Genomic DNA, 15,741 nt, shown 5'->3' with positions numbered 1-15,741 from the left:
ACGTTCACCAGCGGTCCCGGCTCCAGCAACACTTTCTTCGGTGATGCCGGCCACAACATGTTCGGCCGGGCTCAGGGCGGCGATGACGTGGCGTTCTTTGCCGGCAATGAGGGCCTATCCGCACAGTTCGCGAATGCGGCCTATGGCGACGCGCAGACGATGTTCGGCGATGCTGCCGGCGGCAATGACCGCCTGTCGGGCGGCGTCGGTTCCGGGGATGTCGTCAACCAGTTCTATGGCGACGCGCAATCCATGCGCGAGGCGGCGAGCGGCGGCAACGATACGCTGACCGGCGGCAGCAACAGCGGCGGAGGCGCGGTGACGAACAGCCTCTTCGGTGACGCCGCAACCCTGTCAGGCTTCGCCAGGGGCGGCAATGATACCTTGATCGCCGGGACCGCAGCATCCGGATCCGCGGTCAGCAACGACATGTGGGGCGACGGACAACTGAGCGACCACGCGCGTGGCGGCGCCGATCTGTTCCTGTTCAAGGATTCTGGTTCGATGACGGTCGGGACCAATAACACCATCGAAGATTTCAGTCAGGCCCAGCATGACAAGATCGGGTTCAACGGTGTGGCGGGCGTACACTCCTTCGCTGATCTGACCATCGCGCAAAGCGGCTCCGACACCGTCATTACCGCCGGGGCGGATCAGGTTACGTTGCACAATTTCACGCACATGCTGACACATAGTGATTTTTTGTTCGCCTGAAAGCAAAGCGGGATTTTCCGGCGGCTCGTTCAAGCGCAGCTGTCGGAAGTTCCGGGAAATCTTGCCTGCTGTTGGCCGAAGGCGGATCTCCGGTGAGATCCGCCGGGGCCGTAGGGTGGGCCCTGCCTGACCCGTTCACATCTGCTTAGGGATGGCTGCCTTGCTTCCCAAGCCCTCTTCCAATGCTGCCAGCGAGGCGTTGGCCTCCTGCCGCTCCGCCTTCCTGGCGGTCGCGCTGTTCTCTGCCCTGGTCAATGTGCTGATGCTGACCGGGTCGATCTACATGTTGCAGGTCTATGACCGGGTGCTGCCCTCGCGCAGCGTGCCGACGCTGGTCGCGCTCTCGATCATTGTCGCAGCCCTCTACATTCTGCTCGGCCTGTTCGATTGGCTGCGCCAGCGCATCATGATCCGGATCGGGATCGTGCTCGACCGCCAACTCAGCGCGCCGGTGGTCGGCGCAATCCTCGGTACGAACTTACGCGGCGGGCCGGGCGGCATTCAGCTCTCACGCGATCTCGACAGCGTGCGCGGCTTTTTCTCGGGGCTCGGGCCGACGACGCTGTTCGACCTGCCCTGGATCCCGCTCTATGGCGGTCTGTGCTTCCTGCTGCACCCTTCTCTCGGCTGGACCCTGGTCGCCGGCGCGGCGATCCTCATCTTCATCGCCTTGCTGACCGAAGTGCTGACGCGTGGCCCGGCGCGCGAGTCGTCTCGCGTGGGTGCCGAGCGCTCGGCCCTGCTCGAGGCCGCCAGGCGCAATGCCGAAGTGATCGGCGCGCTCGGCATGGAGCGGCGCGTCGCCACTCTGTTCGACCGCATCAACGACCGTTACGTCGTGACCAATCTTGGCTCGTCCGATCTCGTCAGCACGCTCGGCACGATGTCGAAGACCATCCGCTTCATGCTGCAGTCGGCCATGCTCGGCCTCGGCGCCTGGCTGGTGATGAAGAACGAGGCCTCCTCGGGCGTGATGATCGCCGCCTCGATCCTGAGCGGCCGGGCGCTGGCACCGATCGAACTCGCCATTGGCAGCTGGCGGCCTTTCATCGGTGCCCGCCAGGCCTGGCAGCGGTTGAAGGCCGCGCTGGCGGAGCCGCGCGGCCATCCCTCCATCGCGCCGGACCGGCCGACGCAGCGGCTGGTGCTGGAACATGTCTTCGTCGCGGCACCGGGCGCCCAGGGCCCAATCGTGAAGGATGCAGGCTTTGCGCTGAATGCGGGGCAAGGGCTTGCGATCATCGGCCCCTCCGCCTCCGGCAAGTCGACGCTGGCGCGGGCGGTGGTCGGGGTCTGGCCGCTGATGCGCGGCAGCCTGCGCCTGGACGGCGCGACGCTCGACCAATGGGCTCCCGAGCAGCGCGGCGGGATCATCGGCTACATGCCGCAGGACGTGCAGCTCTTCGCCGGCACGGTGGCGGAAAACATCGCCCGCTTCGATCCGGATATCAGCGAGGAGGCCGTTCTCGCCGCAGCCAAGGCGGCCGGCGCCTACGCCATGATCCTCGGCCTGCCCAAGGGCTTCGAGACGCCGATCGGCGAAGCCGGCAGCCTCCTTTCCGGCGGCCAGCGCCAGCATATCGCACTCGCCCGGGCGCTCTACCGCGACCCGTTCCTGGTTGTGCTCGACGAGCCGAACGCTAGCCTCGATGCTGCGGGCGATGCGGCGCTCACCGCCGCCGTCAGCAGCGTGCGCGAGCGCGGCGGCATCGTGATCGTCATTGCCCACCGCCCCTCGGCGCTCGCTGGCACCGACCTCGTCCTGATCCTGGCTGAGGGCCAAGTGCAGGCGTTCGGGCCGAAGGAAGAGATCCTGCGCAAGAGTCTGGCGGCTGCCCCCGCAGCGGCCGGCGCCGGCTTCCCGACTTCGAAGAGGATAGTGACAACCGATGCGCACGGCTAACGAGAACATGGCAGGTAGGCACCTGTCAGGTCCTGCGAACCGGAAGATCGCGCGCCGCCTAGATCCCCGTCGCGATATCCGCCAGGCGGCGATCGCTGGCGTCGCCGTCATCGCCGTGCTCTTCGGCACAGTCGGGCTCTGGGCCGCGACCGCACCGCTGGCGGGCGCGGTCATCGCCTCCGGAAAGATAGTTGTCGAGAGCAATGTCCGCCGCATCCAGCATGCAGCCGGCGGCATCGTAGCGGAGATCCGGGTCAAGGACGGCGACCACGTCAAGGCCGGCGACGTCCTGGTCAGGCTCGACGAGACCCATGCCAGGGCAAGCCTGGCACTGATCGAGATCGAACTGCGCCGGTTCCAGGCCCGCAAGGCCCGCCTCGAGGCCGAGCGCGACGGCAAGGCCGAGGTCGTCGTCCCAACGGAGCTGGCGGAGCGGGCCAGAGCGCCGACGGTGATCCAGGCGCTGGACAGCGAGCAGGCCCTGTTCCGCACGCGACGCAGCGCGGCCGAGCTGCAGCGCTCGCAGTTCCGCGAGCGCATCGCCCAGTCGCGCGAGGAGATCAGGGGGATCGCGGCCCAGATCGAGGCCAAGCAGGGGCAGGCCGGCCTGATCAAGCAGGAGCTCGACGGCGTACAGAAGCTCTACGACCAGAACCTCGTCGCGCTGTCACGGCTGACGGCGCTGCAGCGCGAGGCCTCACGACTCGCCGGCGAGCAGGGCAGCCTCATTGCCGACACGGCCCGGGTGAAGGGACGCATCGCCGAGATCGAGCTGCAGATCCTGCAGATCGACGAGGACCTACGCCGCGAGGTCACGACCGAGTTGCGCGATGTCGACGGCAAGATCGCCGATCTCTCCGAGCGGCGCGTAGCAGCGGTCGACCAGCTAGACCGGACCGAGATGCACGCGCCGCAGGACGGCATCGTTCACCAGAGCACGGTGCACACGATCGGCGGCGTTATTTCGCCGGCCGAGCAGATCATGCTGATCGTGCCCGAGACGGACGGTCTCGTGATCGAGGCACGCATCGAGCCGGCCATGATCGACCGGTTGCGCATCGGCCAGGCTGTAGTACTGCGGTTTCCTGCTTTCGACAGTCGCGCGACCCCCGACCTGGAGGGGCGCCTGATCCAGATCTCGGCCGACGCCTCCACCGACGAGAAGACAGGTGTCTCCTTCTACACCGCCCGTATCGGCCTGAGATTGACCGAAGTGAAGCGGCTCGATGGCAAGGTGCTGCTTCCGGGCATGCCAGTCGAAGCCTTCATCCAGACCGGCCTGCGCACCGCCTTCGTCTATCTCGTCAAGCCGATCGAGGACCAGATCGCGCGATCGTTCCGATACGATTGACGCTGAGCATGCTTCTGGGGGGACACATTTCGTTCTCGGACACGTCAATTTGGAAGCGAGCCGCGGAGGTAACGGCAGCGACCGACCGGCTGGCAGATCATCGAATTCTGTGGCGGCTGTTCGTTTACAGGCGACGACGGCCACCAGCGAGGCGATGACGGCCCAGTGCTCGCCGCCGCCGTCGCTGCCGGCGAAGAGCGCATTCTTGCSATTGAGCGCGATTGGTCGGATTGCGCGCTCGACCACGTTGGAGTCGATTTCGACGCAGCCGTCGTCGAGGAAGCGCGAGAGGCTGCCTGGAAGCGGACATGCTCGATGTCCGCCTTGGGCCAAAATCCCCCTTCGGTAACCGCATCCGGACGTGGTCTCCGCCGATAACACTCGGCTCCTTGCCGGCGTCTCCGGCGTAGCAAATGACAGTTGCCCTCATCCTGTATCGCCGCATRCCCACATATGTGGTAATGTGGGCATCAAAGAAAGCGACGGAGTTGTTGTATGAGCAGATTGACGATCGACATCACCGATCAGCAGCATCAGAGCCTGAAGGCGCTGGCCGCCCTGCAGGGCAAAACGATCAAGCAATATGCGCTTGAGCGACTGTTTCCGGTCGATAGCGACCAGGCTTGGCGTGAGCTGAAGTCGCTGCTCGGCGCCCGGATCAATGAGGGCCTGGCCGGGAAGGTCTCGACCAAGACCGTTGTCGAAATCCTCGATGAGGAATTGGGCCAGGACAGCCGCGCTTGATTCCGGATTATGTTCTGACCGATGCGGCGGAAGCCGACCTGCGCAGCATCATCCGCTACACGCGTAAGCAGTGGGGTGCAGCGCAGGTCCGCCGCTATATCGGCGATCTCGATGCCGGCATTATTCGCCTTGTCGCCCATGACGCCACCTTTAAGGACATGAGTGCGCTTTATCCGGGGCTGCGCACGGCGCGGTGCGGCCATCACTACGTGTTTTGTCTGCCTCGGGTGAATGCGCCGGCGCTCATCGTCGCGATTCTTCACGAGCGCATGGATCTGATGACGCGACTGGCCGATAGGCTGAACATGTAAGAGTTTCTCGGGGCGGGCCGCGCTCCGCCCAAATCTAGACGATCCCCCAGGCCCGATAGCGTTTTCGGCCGGTGAGTTCGCGCGGCAGGCTGCCGCCGAGCTCTCTCAGCATCGCCTCGACCGCTTGCGGGGTGACCTGCAGGCGCGCGGCCGCCATTTGCACGGTGACGAGCGGCGACGCGACGAATAGCTCGACCAGCTCGGCCAGCTTCGAATTCCCCCGCCGCCCCGCACACTTCCGCACCATCAACGTCCGCGCCAGGGCCAATCGATCGCAATCGGCCTGCGCGAACGCGGCGGACTCACTGAGGGCACCGAGCAGCCCGTCGATGCGAGCATTGCGCGGCTGGTGCGGGCTCCAGCGGAACCGCCCGCGTCGCAATCCGAGCCCCACGGTCGGCAGATGCGCCTGCGCCAGCCCGCGCTGCCGCAACAGCGTGGCCGCGAGCGCAAAGCCAAGTTCGCCGGCGCGCTCCGAGGGCTCAAGCACGAGCCAGGCATCGAGCGCGAGTGCGGCCGCAAGGGCCGCCGGCAGCCCCCTGCCCTCCTCCAGGATTTGGTGCCAGCGCGCGAACCGCCCGGCCGCGTCATAGCCGGGATCGCGCAAAGTCAGGTTTTTGCGGCCTTCGTCCGAGGACAGGTCGTTCCAGGCATCGAGCTTTTTCCGGGTGCGCGCCAAGAGCGCGTCGATCTCGGCGAAGGCGGGATCAGCACGGGAATGGTGATCGTCCTCCAGGTCCAGATCATCCTCATCGGCCTGGTCTTCATCGTCGTCTTCCCGATCGATCCGGTCCCATGGCGCCGCAACCCGTTTCGCAGCCCGCGACGGGGTCGTCTCCGTGTCCGTTCGAGCTGGGTCTTGTGATTCCTCAATGCCGAGCCGCAGCCGCAGGGCGCTGGGGCTAAAAATCTCGGCCGGCTCGCGCCGGGCCAGGCGCCGGCGCTCGTCCAGCATGGCGGCGGCGCGGGTGATTTCGCGCGTCGGGCTGCGCACATCCATGCCGGCGTCGTGCAGGCACAGATCCTCGAGCGGGCACAGGCCGCCAGTGAGCCCGATTAGGGCTTGGGCTTCAAAGGCGTGGCCGCGCTGGCGAACCCCCTCGGCCAGGACGGGATTTGCGCGGGAAAGGCGCTCGTCGAAGCGGGCGAGTGCGACCGCCGCGGCCTCGGAGGCTGCGGCGCAGTCCGAAACCAGGGTTTGGCGCTCGCCGCGAGATATATCATAGTGCATTGAATTCACGTCGATTTATCTATCATACCCAGTCAAATTAACAATTAGATTGTTTCACTCCGATATCTCTAGCTTARTATCTCTCACTATCGATAATTACCTCTTATCGATAGTSATGGACACGCCTGCGAAATTCGGCGATTCTCGCGCTCCGAAAGCTCGCCGACGACGTCGGCCGGGCATCCGGTCGACGAAAGCGGCCCGTGTCAGCCGCACCAGGAGCCTCCGTGACATCGACATTCCTGCTCTCGGCCGAGACAGAAACGCGGCGCGCCCTGCAGCTCGACGCACTCGCCGGGATTTTACCGCTGGAGCGCCGCGATCAGCTCGCCAAGATCCTGACCGACGACGATGTCGCGACGCTGCGCCACCTGGCCCAGGAAGGCCTGGGCGAGAATTCTTTGCGCGCGCTCGCCTCGGACCTGGCCTATCTCGAAGCCTGGGCGATCGCAGCAACCGGCTCGCCCCTGCCCTGGCCGGCGCCGGAAGCGCTGACGCTGAAGTTCGTCGCGCAACACCTCTGGGATCCGGCGCAACGCGAAACCGATGCCGCGCATGGCATGCCCGACGCGATCGCCGCAGCCTTACGCTTGGACGGTCATTTGCGCAGCGACGGTCCCCACGCGCCCTCGACCGTCAAACGCCGGCTCGCCCATTGGGCGAYGCTGCACCGCTGGAAAGGCCTTATGGGCCCGTTCACCGCGCCATCACTGCGGACGGCGGTGCGTCTGGCGGTGCGGGCCAGCGCCCGGCCCCGCCGGCGCAAGAGCCAGCGCGCCGTCACCCGCGATATCCTTGACCGCTTGCTTGCGACCTGTCGCAGCGATCGCTTGAGCGACACGCGCGATCTGGCGCTGCTGCTGATAGCTTTTGGCTCAGGCGGTCGTCGCCGCAGCGAAATCGCACGATTGCGCGTCGAACAGCTTTCGGAGGAGGCGCCGGTCCCGCTCGATCCCGAGGATCTCAATTCCCCGCGCCTGCCCTGCCTGGCGATCACGCTCGGTAGAACCAAGACGGCAATGGCCAATGACGATGCGCGCGTCCTCATCGTGGGGCCGCCGGTYGAGGCCCTGCGCGAATGGCTCGAACGCGCCAATATCAGCAAGGGCGCGGTGTTTCGGGCGATCGACCGCTGGGAGGGTCTCTCCGACCGCGCCCTGACCCCGCAGGCGGTCAACCTGATCCTTAAGCGCCGCTGTGCTCAGGCCGGGCTCAATCCCTGGGAATTTTCCGCCCACGGCCTGCGCTCCGGCTACCTGACCGAGGCCGCTCGCAACGGCGTCTCGCTCCCCGCGGCGATGCAACAGTCGCAGCACCGCTCGGTGCAGCAGGCGGCGTCCTACTACAACGACGCCGAGCGGCAATTCAGCCAAGCCGCCCGCCTGGCACTTTGAAACGTTGAGTCGACGTGGTCGGCGCGAGCTCCGTCAGGCTCAGCCGAGATGGACGGGCGCCTCGCCCGGAATGCCGCTGCGAGCGACCGTTAGACACCCAGATGTTTCTTGAGCTGATCACCCACCTCAGCCATCAGGGCGGGGTTGATACGGCCAAGCTGCTGAGCGTGGGCGGCCTCGATAGTCGTGACCTTGACAGTACGGATCACACTCGGAGCCGGCAAGCCGGCCTCCTGATAGAATCGTCCCAGCGACACATCCCCGACCCATGGCCGGTTCTCGGCGCTGGTGATCATGACAACCCACAGCAGTGCATTCCCCTCCCCGATCGCGCCGTTGCTGACGACAAGCGCCGGGCGGTGTTGCCTTGTGTTGCGGTCGCTATAGGGAAATGGCACCCGGACAACGTCGCCCTGCTGGAAATCAGAGGGAGGCATAAGCTCTGCGATCGGCTTCACTGTCCCATTCGCCAAACGTGCCGAACGGATCCTCGACCACGACCGGCGCCGGCGCCTTGCGGATCACAACAGCTCCGCCTTCAATGCTGTAAGCGATTTCGTCGCCTTCCCGCAGTTGCAGCGCTGTCCGGATAGACTGCGGGATCGTCGTCTGCGCCTTGCTTGTCAGCTTGCTCGTGATCATGACGAGCCCTCGTAAGGAAAGTCCTTACAGTAAGGAAAATCCTTTCTCGGCGCAACCTACRGTGGTTATGCTGTCAGCATCGTTCGTACAAACGTCACGATCACATCCGCCAGACTAAAAGCCTCATAAATGACCGCTGGGGGCATTTAAGCGCTTTGCCTCACCACCCTAGCCGCCACATACCCGAAGGGCACTCAGCGAGGCYCCTACGAGGTCGACTTTTCGCCTCCGGCCGAATTTGCGCGCTTTCGGAATACCCGACTTAGCGGAGCAGCGGCAGCACGATCGTCGCAGCAATCGCCACAGCGATGGCACTCCGAATGAGGATGCCGTTGATGCGAGCCATAGAGGCTTCCGAGCTGTCAGGCGTACGCATAATCTCGCCTCCCTCTCTGCCCAGCTTCGGTCTCATCCCGGCCTCGTGCAATCGGGATTGTCGACAAACCGGCAGACTCTCCTCTCGTGTGGCTAGGCAGCAACGCGGCCAGCTCCCTTCCTCCTCCCACGACGATCCGCTCGCGGAGCGAACGAGGCAGCCTGCCGCAGGGTCTGAGGGCTCATCTCGGGCCCGAGAGGAACGATCGCGCAGCCTTGTTTGCCCATCGCGCTGAATGCTAAACGCCCAACCCGGCCGGTAGCTCAATGATTAGAGCTTGCCGCTCATAACAGGGCCGGTGCCGGTTCGAGTCCGGCCCGGCCTACTATGCCATTCTAAAAAGCGGCCGCCCCAACACCGGGAGCTTTCCGGCTATGCCCCCTCGTTCGTCACCGAAGCTGCTACGACGCCGTAGCCACGTCGGGTCTTCCGAAGGAGCCAGTCCTGCAGTGCCTCGGCTGCGGCTTCTTGATCCCCGTAGAGATCCAATCGCCGCCGACCGGAACAGCCCCGGCGCCCCCATTCGCGTACAAGCGCGACATCGCCAAATAGTGTGGGCTCAATCGCAAGGACATAGAACCGGGCCATATTCTGCGCTGGATCGGATCGGTCCAACACCAGCATCTGCAGGCGCGGCACGTCTTTGGCGAAGGAGCTGTCCATGCGCGCATCTCGCGCTCATGGCAGACACCCGTCCAACGCAAAGGATGAATCAATCTCGCGTTGACGATTCACATCATTGATGAACCGCGAGGCGTCCTGCAGAACCTCGCCCTCGCCGCGAGGTCAGATCCCGGATTTGGCGCGCAGGTCCTCGACTGTCGCCGCGCTCACGAGCTCGGCTTGCCCCACCAGCACGCCGCCCTTCATCACCGAACAAGCCGTCACACCCGGACGTGTCTGGATATCCCGGTAGCGGCGAAGCGCCTCCACCGCAGAAGGGGCAGCTTCCTTGACCTTGCTACCCCGGATCATGGCCTTGATCTGAAACACGTCTATTCCTTTGAAACACCGAAACTGCAGCACCAAGAGCCCGCCTCAGCCGCATCGTTCATGGGAGCTGGCGGCGCCGATATTGAATCGACCGCCTTGCAACACAAGAGGTCATCCGAGGCGATATCAGATACGGATCAAATTGGCGTCGGTATAAGGCTTGAAGTTGAGGTCGACCTCGTTAGGGGCGGTGCCGCCCCCGTACTCCTTGGCGAGCAAGTAGCCACGGACATCCATCAGCCCAGGTTCGAAGCCGGACAGCATCAGCTCCATTGGCGCTTTCCCATTGAAGGGGTTTTCAYGATTGATGCCTCGGAGTCGTTTCGAGCCCTCGTCGTTAGTCCCCTCCAACAGACGGAGGAATTTATAAATCCCGAGCACCGCCGAAATCCGCAATAGGACGTCGGTTTCAAGGGTTAGAGGCTCGTCGGCGCGGGCAGTATCAGACCAGGTCTGAAATTCGTCCGATGTGGGCATACCCAGGAGCGTTCGGATCTCGGCAACATCGAGCTCCCAGACGGGCGCGACATTGAAGAGCGTCCGTAAGCCAGGCCCGCTCACCCGGGCCCGGTTTTCCGGACTGGCGTCGATCGGCGCCGGCGGCTTCCAATTCATCGAGCAAACCTCATCACCATAGGCCCGTTGTACCAGTCTGTTGTCAGCGACGGCCCGCACATGTCAGCGATCCACGGGTGCGCTATGCTCGTTTCGGTTCACGCCGGCGGCTTCCGATCAACGCCATCAGCATCGGTCCGATCGAAAATTCGTTGGCTTCCGCTTTCCGTGTCAGGCCGCGCAGATAACCGCCCGCGCTCGAGATCGCTTCCCCGCGCTGCAGGATTGCCGCAACGACAATCGAGGCTTCGGTTTCGCCCATCGCATTCTGGGCATCAAGCCAGGCGCTCGGGCTGATTCCGAGCATCGATCGCACCATCGCTGCCGTCACCAGGAAATCTCGCCAGTTCGAAATCCCGCCCCGAGCGTAATCGATGATGTCCGGGCAGGCATCGAGGACCATTCCTAACGGGAACGGCCGTTCGGTCCTCCTCCCCGGATCACGATCGATCTCGACCTCCCCAGCCCTGCTTTCTGGAAAGCGAGGTTCAAGATCAGTAGGGAGGTCTGGATTTGAATTCTGTTTGTGACGCTCAGAATGAGACTCAGTGCCGCTTAGATTCTGAGTTTTTGTGTGAAGCTCCAATAGGTTGAGGATCTCATCCGCCAGCATCGACATCTCATCGGCGATTGGCTCCAGAACCTCGCGCGACGCAGTGCGCGGAATCCGGTCTATGATCGCCCGATAGAGCGTATGAATCTCCTGCCAGGTCGACGGCCCTTGGCCCGCCTGATGTGCCGGGACATTCTCCTCGATCGCGGCAGCGATCATCTTGGCGATGTCCCGCCGGCAGATGGTGATGCGCTCGCGCACGAGCTTCAGGGCGCGCTCGTCGAGCCTGACGTCCTCGGCCGCACTCTCGATCTCGGCAGAACGAACAACCAAAGGCGACAGATCGAAGCCGAAGGCGAGCTCGATATCCCCTCCCCTCCCCTTCCGTGCGTAGCGCTTCCCGTTCGGGCTATCCCGCCGAATGATGAGACCGGCATCGACGAGCACCGCTAGATGCCGCCGCAAGGTGGCCGGCGACATCCCGTGCGCTCTTAGCGCCAGTTGCTGGTTAGAGGGGAAGACGACAAGTTGGTCGCCCGTCAGCACTGTCTCTGGATGAAAGGTCAACAAGGCGTCGAGCACAGCCAGGGCGCGCTCGTTCACGCCCAGCCGTGCCTTGGCCGTGCAGACATCCCGGAATAGATTCCATTTATGGACCGCCTTATCGGGCGACCGTTCCTTCGCGAGCGCTTGAGTTGCCACATGGGCAAGCGTCAGCGTCCGCCGCCCAAAGGGCGTCGATGCAGCGTGATTCACCACGTTCCTTCACCTATGGTTAGGCAAAAGAATCCCGCCCGCCAAAATGGCGTTTCGTCTCCAAGAGACTCTTGACGGCGATTCGAGGAAGTGCGATTCTCAGGTCACCACACGAGAGAAGGGCTTCCGGRACACCGTTTCGGGGGCCTTTTTCTTTTGCTGGATTGGTTCGCTCACCGCGCGAAGATCATTGTTCCGACCTTGCGCAGCGAATGGCTCTGCCTTTTCCCTCCTGCTTCAAGCTTGTCACCTGACAAGGTTTCCATATTCAGCGTCCGCGGCGTGTCGCCTCAAAACGCTTCATCAACTCCGGCAACTCGGCGCGAAAGAACGAAGCGAACTCGTTCGCTGAATGAGCATCGACCTTCAGCCGAATCWCTCGGCTACCAAACAGCGCCTTGCCCACGCTTCGCCCATCACTGGCCATCAGATCGAAAGCCTGCTTCTCTAAGGGTTGCTTGGCGGCGGACACCGCGCCCAAAACCAACTGAAATCTGATGTCGGAGGGTTCCGCGCGAACCTTGTCAGCTGACAAGGTTTCTCGAGCTACGGCAATTTGAGATGGGGCCTTAGCAAGCTCAGCCGCCAACTCAAGCCATCTCGGACGCCCAACCTTCGGGGCTCGCCCGATGGCGACAATTAAGTCCCCAGGCAAGGCTCTCCATACCGACCGCATCTTCGCCAACTCCGCGTCATCGATGGCGAGCGCCCCCCTAATGTCTCGGGCTCGAACACCTGCAGCCTCCATCCGACTCGCGAAAACCGCACGCTCGACCCAACTCAAATCCTGCCGGCTAGCGTTCTCCAAGCCTTGCGACACGACGAGCTCGCCGTCATCCAGGTCTCGGATGATGGCCTTTACCGGAACTCCGAGTTCGCGAGCGGCACGTACACGGCGATGGCCGTAGACCACTTGGTAGCGTCCAGGCGTCTCGGGATGACGTCGGACCTGAACTGGAACCCGCTGACCATCCTCGGCAAGCGACCGCTTGAACTCCTGAAAATCAGCGTCATCGTCGTCGGGAAGGCGATCGGGAAAGGGTGAGGGGTCAATGCTGCTGGAATCGAGCTCCACGATTCCACCGACGCCGGAATCCACAATCGCCTGGAGTCGATCGCGCTCTTCTCGRATGTCCGAGAGGGTCCGCTGCGTAGCTCCAATCACGCCCGCAGGAACCCGCGGAGCTGGCGGAGTAAAATTCTCAGACGCAGCGTCAGAACGCCTGCTCTCGCTTTCCGCTTCCGATGCCGTCTGAGACAACAGCCCGAAGCTCGCCACGATTGATTGACGCACGGGTTTCTTCATCGCCGGCCCCAACTCTCGTTGATGAGATCGACAATCCCTTCATTCACTGCGTCAAACGATTCGCGAGCGCGCTTGAACGCCTCGCGTCCGATCTCTCCTGCCTCCAGTTCATAGATGCTTCTCTTCACCAAGCCCGCGGCTTCAACGGCAGTACTTTCGACGGCCGCCGGCACCAAGACGTCATCGGGGAACAACATCCGGAGCATCGAGACAATCTCAGTTTGCGGCTTGTCGTACGGATTGTGGCGCGTGATGAGATAGCGGAAGAAATCTTGGCGCATCGAAGCTCGCTCACGCGARATTACGTCGATGAGATCGCCCATCATCAGCAAGAACTGACCCATCGACGCCACGTCGAGCATCGCGGGATGGATCGTTACGATCATTCCYGTTGACGCATAAATCGCGGCCAGCGTCAGGTACCCGAGCGATGGCGGCGTATCGAGAACGACCACGTCGTAATCGTCCTCGACTTCCCGAATAGCCAGGCCGAGCCTCTCGAAGAAGAGCGAATCGGCTTTTCTGGCTTGAGCCAGCATGCGGGGCGTTTCGTACTCGAACTCCATCACTTCCAGATTGCCCGGTATGAGATCGACGCCCGGAAAGTAGGTTTTCCGGATCACGTCTCGCAGCGGGCGGCGGAGCTCGTCATATCGAAGAGCGGCCCAAACTGTCTCATTGGCAGCAACGTCCATTTCGGGCTGCGCGCCGAACATTGCTGAAAGCGAGGCCTGCGGATCGAGGTCAATCGCGAGAACTCGATACCCATGCAGCGCCAAATAGTGCGCAAGGTGCACGCTGGTCGTTGTCTTAGCCGAGCCGCCCTTGAAGTTGGCAATGGCCAGGATCTGCAAATGCTCCCCCCGCCGCCGATGCGGAAGAAAGCGAAGAGCTTCGGAGGGCTTCTGCGCGCCGAAGAGCTGCCTCAGCTCGTTGATCTGAGCGAGAGTGTAGGCTCGGTGATTGTTCTCCAGACGAGCGGGTAGGGGCCCCTTGCCCTCATTCGACATTAGCTTCAGCGTCGAATCGGGAATCGAGGTGAGCTTCGAAACCTCATTCGTCAGAAAATGACGGAGGCTCTTCTGCGCGTGCGGCGGGTACATGCGTTCGCGCAGCGCATTCAGCTGCTGCGAAAGGACCCGGGCATGCTTCCAAACGCGCTCGGCAGGTGCCAGCGACTGTATGGATTTTTGCGCCACGGCTTCGGGCATTGGCGTAAGAATTCCTCTTTGTCGGGCAAAGGCCGCTTTATCGGCCTTCTCCCGATAAGCTACGCCATGATTCTAGCCGTCGGTCCAGAGATTTAAGGTTAATGACCTGTTAACGCCCGAAGATATTTGGCCGCATGGATTGTCACCCGCGCAGCAAAGGATCATCGCATCCCATCGAAGGATCAAAACGCCGCTGCTTCTTCCTGCGCCTCAATGGGCTTTGCCGAAGGGGAGGGGAGGGGAGGGGAGGGAAGGCGGCAAACCCCAGCACCGGACGTTCTAATTCGGTGCGACACCACCGTTAGTGGCCGTTGCGACCGCGCTTGCAATCAAGAACTGGCCCTCTGCCGTGGCTATCGAGAGCAGCCGGATCGCGTGTGAACCCTATACGGSGGAAGGGGCCTTCGAAACCCGCAATGGTCATTTGTGACCAGTGAGAGAAGGCCAGCCATGTGCCTCACTCGGCGCCGCTTTCAGCCGAGGAGCTTCACGATGCTTGTGGTCATTCCCGGCTCGGACATCGATAGGCATGGCGCCCTGATGGATCGGGTCTTCCGCTTCCGCCACTCAATTTTCGTCGACGAAAAAGCCTGGATAGACCTGCGCCGGCCAGATGGGCTTGAGCGCGATCAATTCGACGATGAGCATGCGGTTCACCATGTGTGCCTACGAGGCGACGAGATTGTTGGATATCAGCGGCTGCTGCCGACGACACGCCCCCATCTGCTGACGGAGGTCCTSGGCGACCTCTGTCGYGAGCAGCCGCCAACCGGGCCGCGCGTCTTCGAGTGGACGCGGTTTTGCGTTGCGCCCGGATGGCGTGACTTGCGCCCACGGCCCGATGGACCCTTCCTCGAACTCGTCCAGGGTCTTGTGGAATGGGGTTTGAGGCACCGGGTCGACACCGTCACGGTTGTGATCGATTGGCGCCTCATGGTCAAAGCTATGCAGTTGCGCTTCTTCGCCAGGCCGCTTGGGTTTCCGAAGAAAATTGGTCGAGACGAAGTTGTCGCGCTGCGCATGTCCTTCAATCGTGAAACCCTCGACACGATCCATGAGGCGCGCGGTTCCAAAACTTCCGTGGTTTCCGAGATCCCCCTCCCGACGGCGGCTTGATCTTCTGTTCGAGCAGGGGGCAGACGATGATCCGCATGACCGATGCGAAGGTCGTGGCCGGCGAGTTGCGCACCCGATATGAGCACGTGCGCGCCATCACACTGATGGGAAGAACCATGCAGAAGGCTTTGTTCGGTGGCCGGTCTGACGAGGTGGTATTCTGGGCACTGGTTTACGCTTACTATTGTGACGAGGATMTTAGCCCCGCCGTCGATAAGCAGATTGATGCATTCGGACCGTTGATCCTAAGGGATCTCCTTGACCCGCCTGCGCCAAAGTAACCGGGTACCAAGAAGCGATACCACGACGCTTCGCCTCGSTCGGCGACAGGCACCGGCCTTTCTCCATSACGGCCACGKCGAATTGCAGTATGCCATGGGAGCYGACCCAMAGTGTTGCGTCGGTATRGTGATTAGCGATCTCGAAGTSAYAGCGAAGGTCTTGCTGACCGCAGAGTTCGCAGGTTTYGATGGGTTGCTCGTGATCGACCGTGTCGTCAGTGAAGGAMCATCCGTCGAACGCAGC

16 protein-coding genes, 1 tRNA gene and 2 pseudogenes are annotated in these 15,741 nt (G+C 62.8%); 9 read left to right on the top strand and 10 right to left on the bottom strand.

Annotated elements, in window-relative coordinates; all coding sequences use genetic code 11:
* From AB4Y99_RS03205 to AB4Y99_RS03195, 3 genes and pseudogenes are all read left to right on the top strand, one after another.
* Positions 1-714 (top strand): annotated as a pseudogene (locus tag AB4Y99_RS03205) (hypothetical protein); the annotation flags it as partial.
* A gap of 151 nt (positions 715-865) precedes the next feature.
* Positions 866-2,617, top strand: a complete 1,752-nt coding sequence (locus AB4Y99_RS03200; RefSeq protein WP_441522338.1) for a type I secretion system permease/ATPase — start codon at positions 866-868, stop codon at positions 2,615-2,617.
* A 7-nt stretch (positions 2,618-2,624) separates the two neighbouring features.
* Complete coding sequence (locus tag AB4Y99_RS03195; protein WP_441522337.1) at positions 2,625-3,968, top strand: HlyD family type I secretion periplasmic adaptor subunit; 1,344 nt, start codon at positions 2,625-2,627, stop codon at positions 3,966-3,968.
* Positions 3,969-4,109: 141 nt separating this feature from the next.
* On the opposite strand, the pseudogene AB4Y99_RS03190 reads toward AB4Y99_RS03195, so the two are convergent.
* A pseudogene (locus AB4Y99_RS03190) lies at positions 4,110-4,259 on the bottom strand (IS66 family transposase); the annotation flags it as partial.
* A gap of 204 nt (positions 4,260-4,463) precedes the next feature.
* Between AB4Y99_RS03190 and AB4Y99_RS03185 the strand changes: the two are divergent.
* Both AB4Y99_RS03185 and AB4Y99_RS03180 read left to right on the top strand, forming a co-directional pair.
* Positions 4,464-4,712 (top strand): antitoxin, encoded by a 249-nt coding sequence (locus AB4Y99_RS03185; protein WP_441522336.1) that lies wholly within the window; start codon positions 4,464-4,466, stop codon positions 4,710-4,712.
* A complete protein-coding gene (locus tag AB4Y99_RS03180) occupies positions 4,712-5,023 on the top strand; it encodes a type II toxin-antitoxin system RelE/ParE family toxin (RefSeq protein ID WP_441522339.1) in 312 nt (103 codons plus the stop codon). The genes AB4Y99_RS03185 and AB4Y99_RS03180 overlap by 1 nt, the downstream gene beginning before the upstream one ends.
* Before the next feature lie 34 nt (positions 5,024-5,057).
* Here the strand turns inward: AB4Y99_RS03180 and AB4Y99_RS03175 are convergent, their stop codons facing one another.
* Positions 5,058-6,254, bottom strand: a complete 1,197-nt coding sequence (locus tag AB4Y99_RS03175; protein WP_441522335.1) for an RHE_PE00001 family protein — start codon at positions 6,252-6,254, stop codon at positions 5,058-5,060.
* A 227-nt stretch (positions 6,255-6,481) separates the two neighbouring features.
* On the opposite strand from AB4Y99_RS03175, the gene AB4Y99_RS03170 reads away from it, so the two are divergent.
* The gene (locus AB4Y99_RS03170) at positions 6,482-7,648 is read left to right on the top strand and encodes a tyrosine-type recombinase/integrase (RefSeq protein ID WP_441522334.1); all 1,167 of its coding nucleotides are present in this window, start codon (positions 6,482-6,484) and stop codon (positions 7,646-7,648) included.
* An 89-nt stretch (positions 7,649-7,737) separates the two neighbouring features.
* Here AB4Y99_RS03170 and AB4Y99_RS03165 read toward each other — a convergent pair whose 3' ends face one another.
* Complete coding sequence (locus tag AB4Y99_RS03165; RefSeq protein ID WP_248311060.1) at positions 7,738-8,106, bottom strand: type II toxin-antitoxin system PemK/MazF family toxin; 369 nt, start codon at positions 8,104-8,106, stop codon at positions 7,738-7,740.
* A complete protein-coding gene (locus AB4Y99_RS03160) occupies positions 8,072-8,290 on the bottom strand; it encodes an AbrB/MazE/SpoVT family DNA-binding domain-containing protein (RefSeq protein WP_038357850.1) in 219 nt (72 codons plus the stop codon). The genes AB4Y99_RS03165 and AB4Y99_RS03160 overlap by 35 nt, the downstream gene beginning before the upstream one ends.
* Positions 8,291-8,918: 628 nt before the next feature.
* Between AB4Y99_RS03160 and AB4Y99_RS03155 the strand changes: the two genes are divergently transcribed.
* Positions 8,919-8,991: transfer RNA gene (locus AB4Y99_RS03155), tRNA-Ile, on the top strand.
* Between the two features lie 47 nt (positions 8,992-9,038).
* Here the strand turns inward: AB4Y99_RS03155 and AB4Y99_RS03150 are convergent.
* The 6 genes from AB4Y99_RS03150 to repA form a co-directional block, all read right to left on the bottom strand.
* Complete coding sequence (locus tag AB4Y99_RS03150; RefSeq protein ID WP_370955904.1) at positions 9,039-9,329, bottom strand: WGR domain-containing protein; 291 nt, start codon at positions 9,327-9,329, stop codon at positions 9,039-9,041.
* A gap of 123 nt (positions 9,330-9,452) precedes the next feature.
* On the bottom strand, positions 9,453-9,659 hold the full coding sequence (locus AB4Y99_RS03145) for a hypothetical protein (protein WP_441522333.1): 207 nt from the start codon (positions 9,657-9,659) through the stop codon (positions 9,453-9,455).
* 126 nt (positions 9,660-9,785) lie between these two features.
* Positions 9,786-10,274, bottom strand: coding sequence for a hypothetical protein (locus tag AB4Y99_RS03140; protein ID WP_441522332.1), 489 nt, complete (start codon positions 10,272-10,274; stop codon positions 9,786-9,788).
* Positions 10,275-10,356: 82 nt separating this feature from the next.
* Complete coding sequence (gene repC, locus AB4Y99_RS03135) at positions 10,357-11,586, bottom strand: plasmid replication protein RepC (protein WP_441522331.1); 1,230 nt, start codon at positions 11,584-11,586, stop codon at positions 10,357-10,359.
* Positions 11,587-11,851: 265 nt separating this feature from the next.
* The gene (gene repB, locus AB4Y99_RS03130; RefSeq protein ID WP_441522330.1) at positions 11,852-12,889 is read right to left on the bottom strand and encodes a plasmid partitioning protein RepB; all 1,038 of its coding nucleotides are present in this window, start codon (positions 12,887-12,889) and stop codon (positions 11,852-11,854) included.
* The gene (gene repA / locus AB4Y99_RS03125; RefSeq protein WP_441522329.1) at positions 12,886-14,100 is read right to left on the bottom strand and encodes a plasmid partitioning protein RepA; all 1,215 of its coding nucleotides are present in this window, start codon (positions 14,098-14,100) and stop codon (positions 12,886-12,888) included. Before repA ends, repB begins: the two co-directional genes overlap by 4 nt.
* A 492-nt stretch (positions 14,101-14,592) precedes the next feature.
* Between repA and AB4Y99_RS03120 the strand changes: the two genes are divergently transcribed.
* Positions 14,593-15,216, top strand: coding sequence for an acyl-homoserine-lactone synthase (locus AB4Y99_RS03120; RefSeq protein ID WP_441522328.1), 624 nt, complete (start codon positions 14,593-14,595; stop codon positions 15,214-15,216).
* Positions 15,217-15,251: 35 nt separating this feature from the next.
* Positions 15,252-15,497, top strand: coding sequence for a hypothetical protein (locus AB4Y99_RS03115; protein ID WP_441522327.1), 246 nt, complete (start codon positions 15,252-15,254; stop codon positions 15,495-15,497).
* Positions 15,498-15,741 lie beyond the last annotated feature (244 nt).

This window comes from Allobosea sp. TAB14 (genome assembly GCF_052113865.1).
GTDB lineage: Bacteria > Pseudomonadota > Alphaproteobacteria > Rhizobiales > Beijerinckiaceae > Allobosea > Allobosea spartocytisi.
This window is presented reverse-complemented; position numbering and strand designations above follow the sequence as displayed.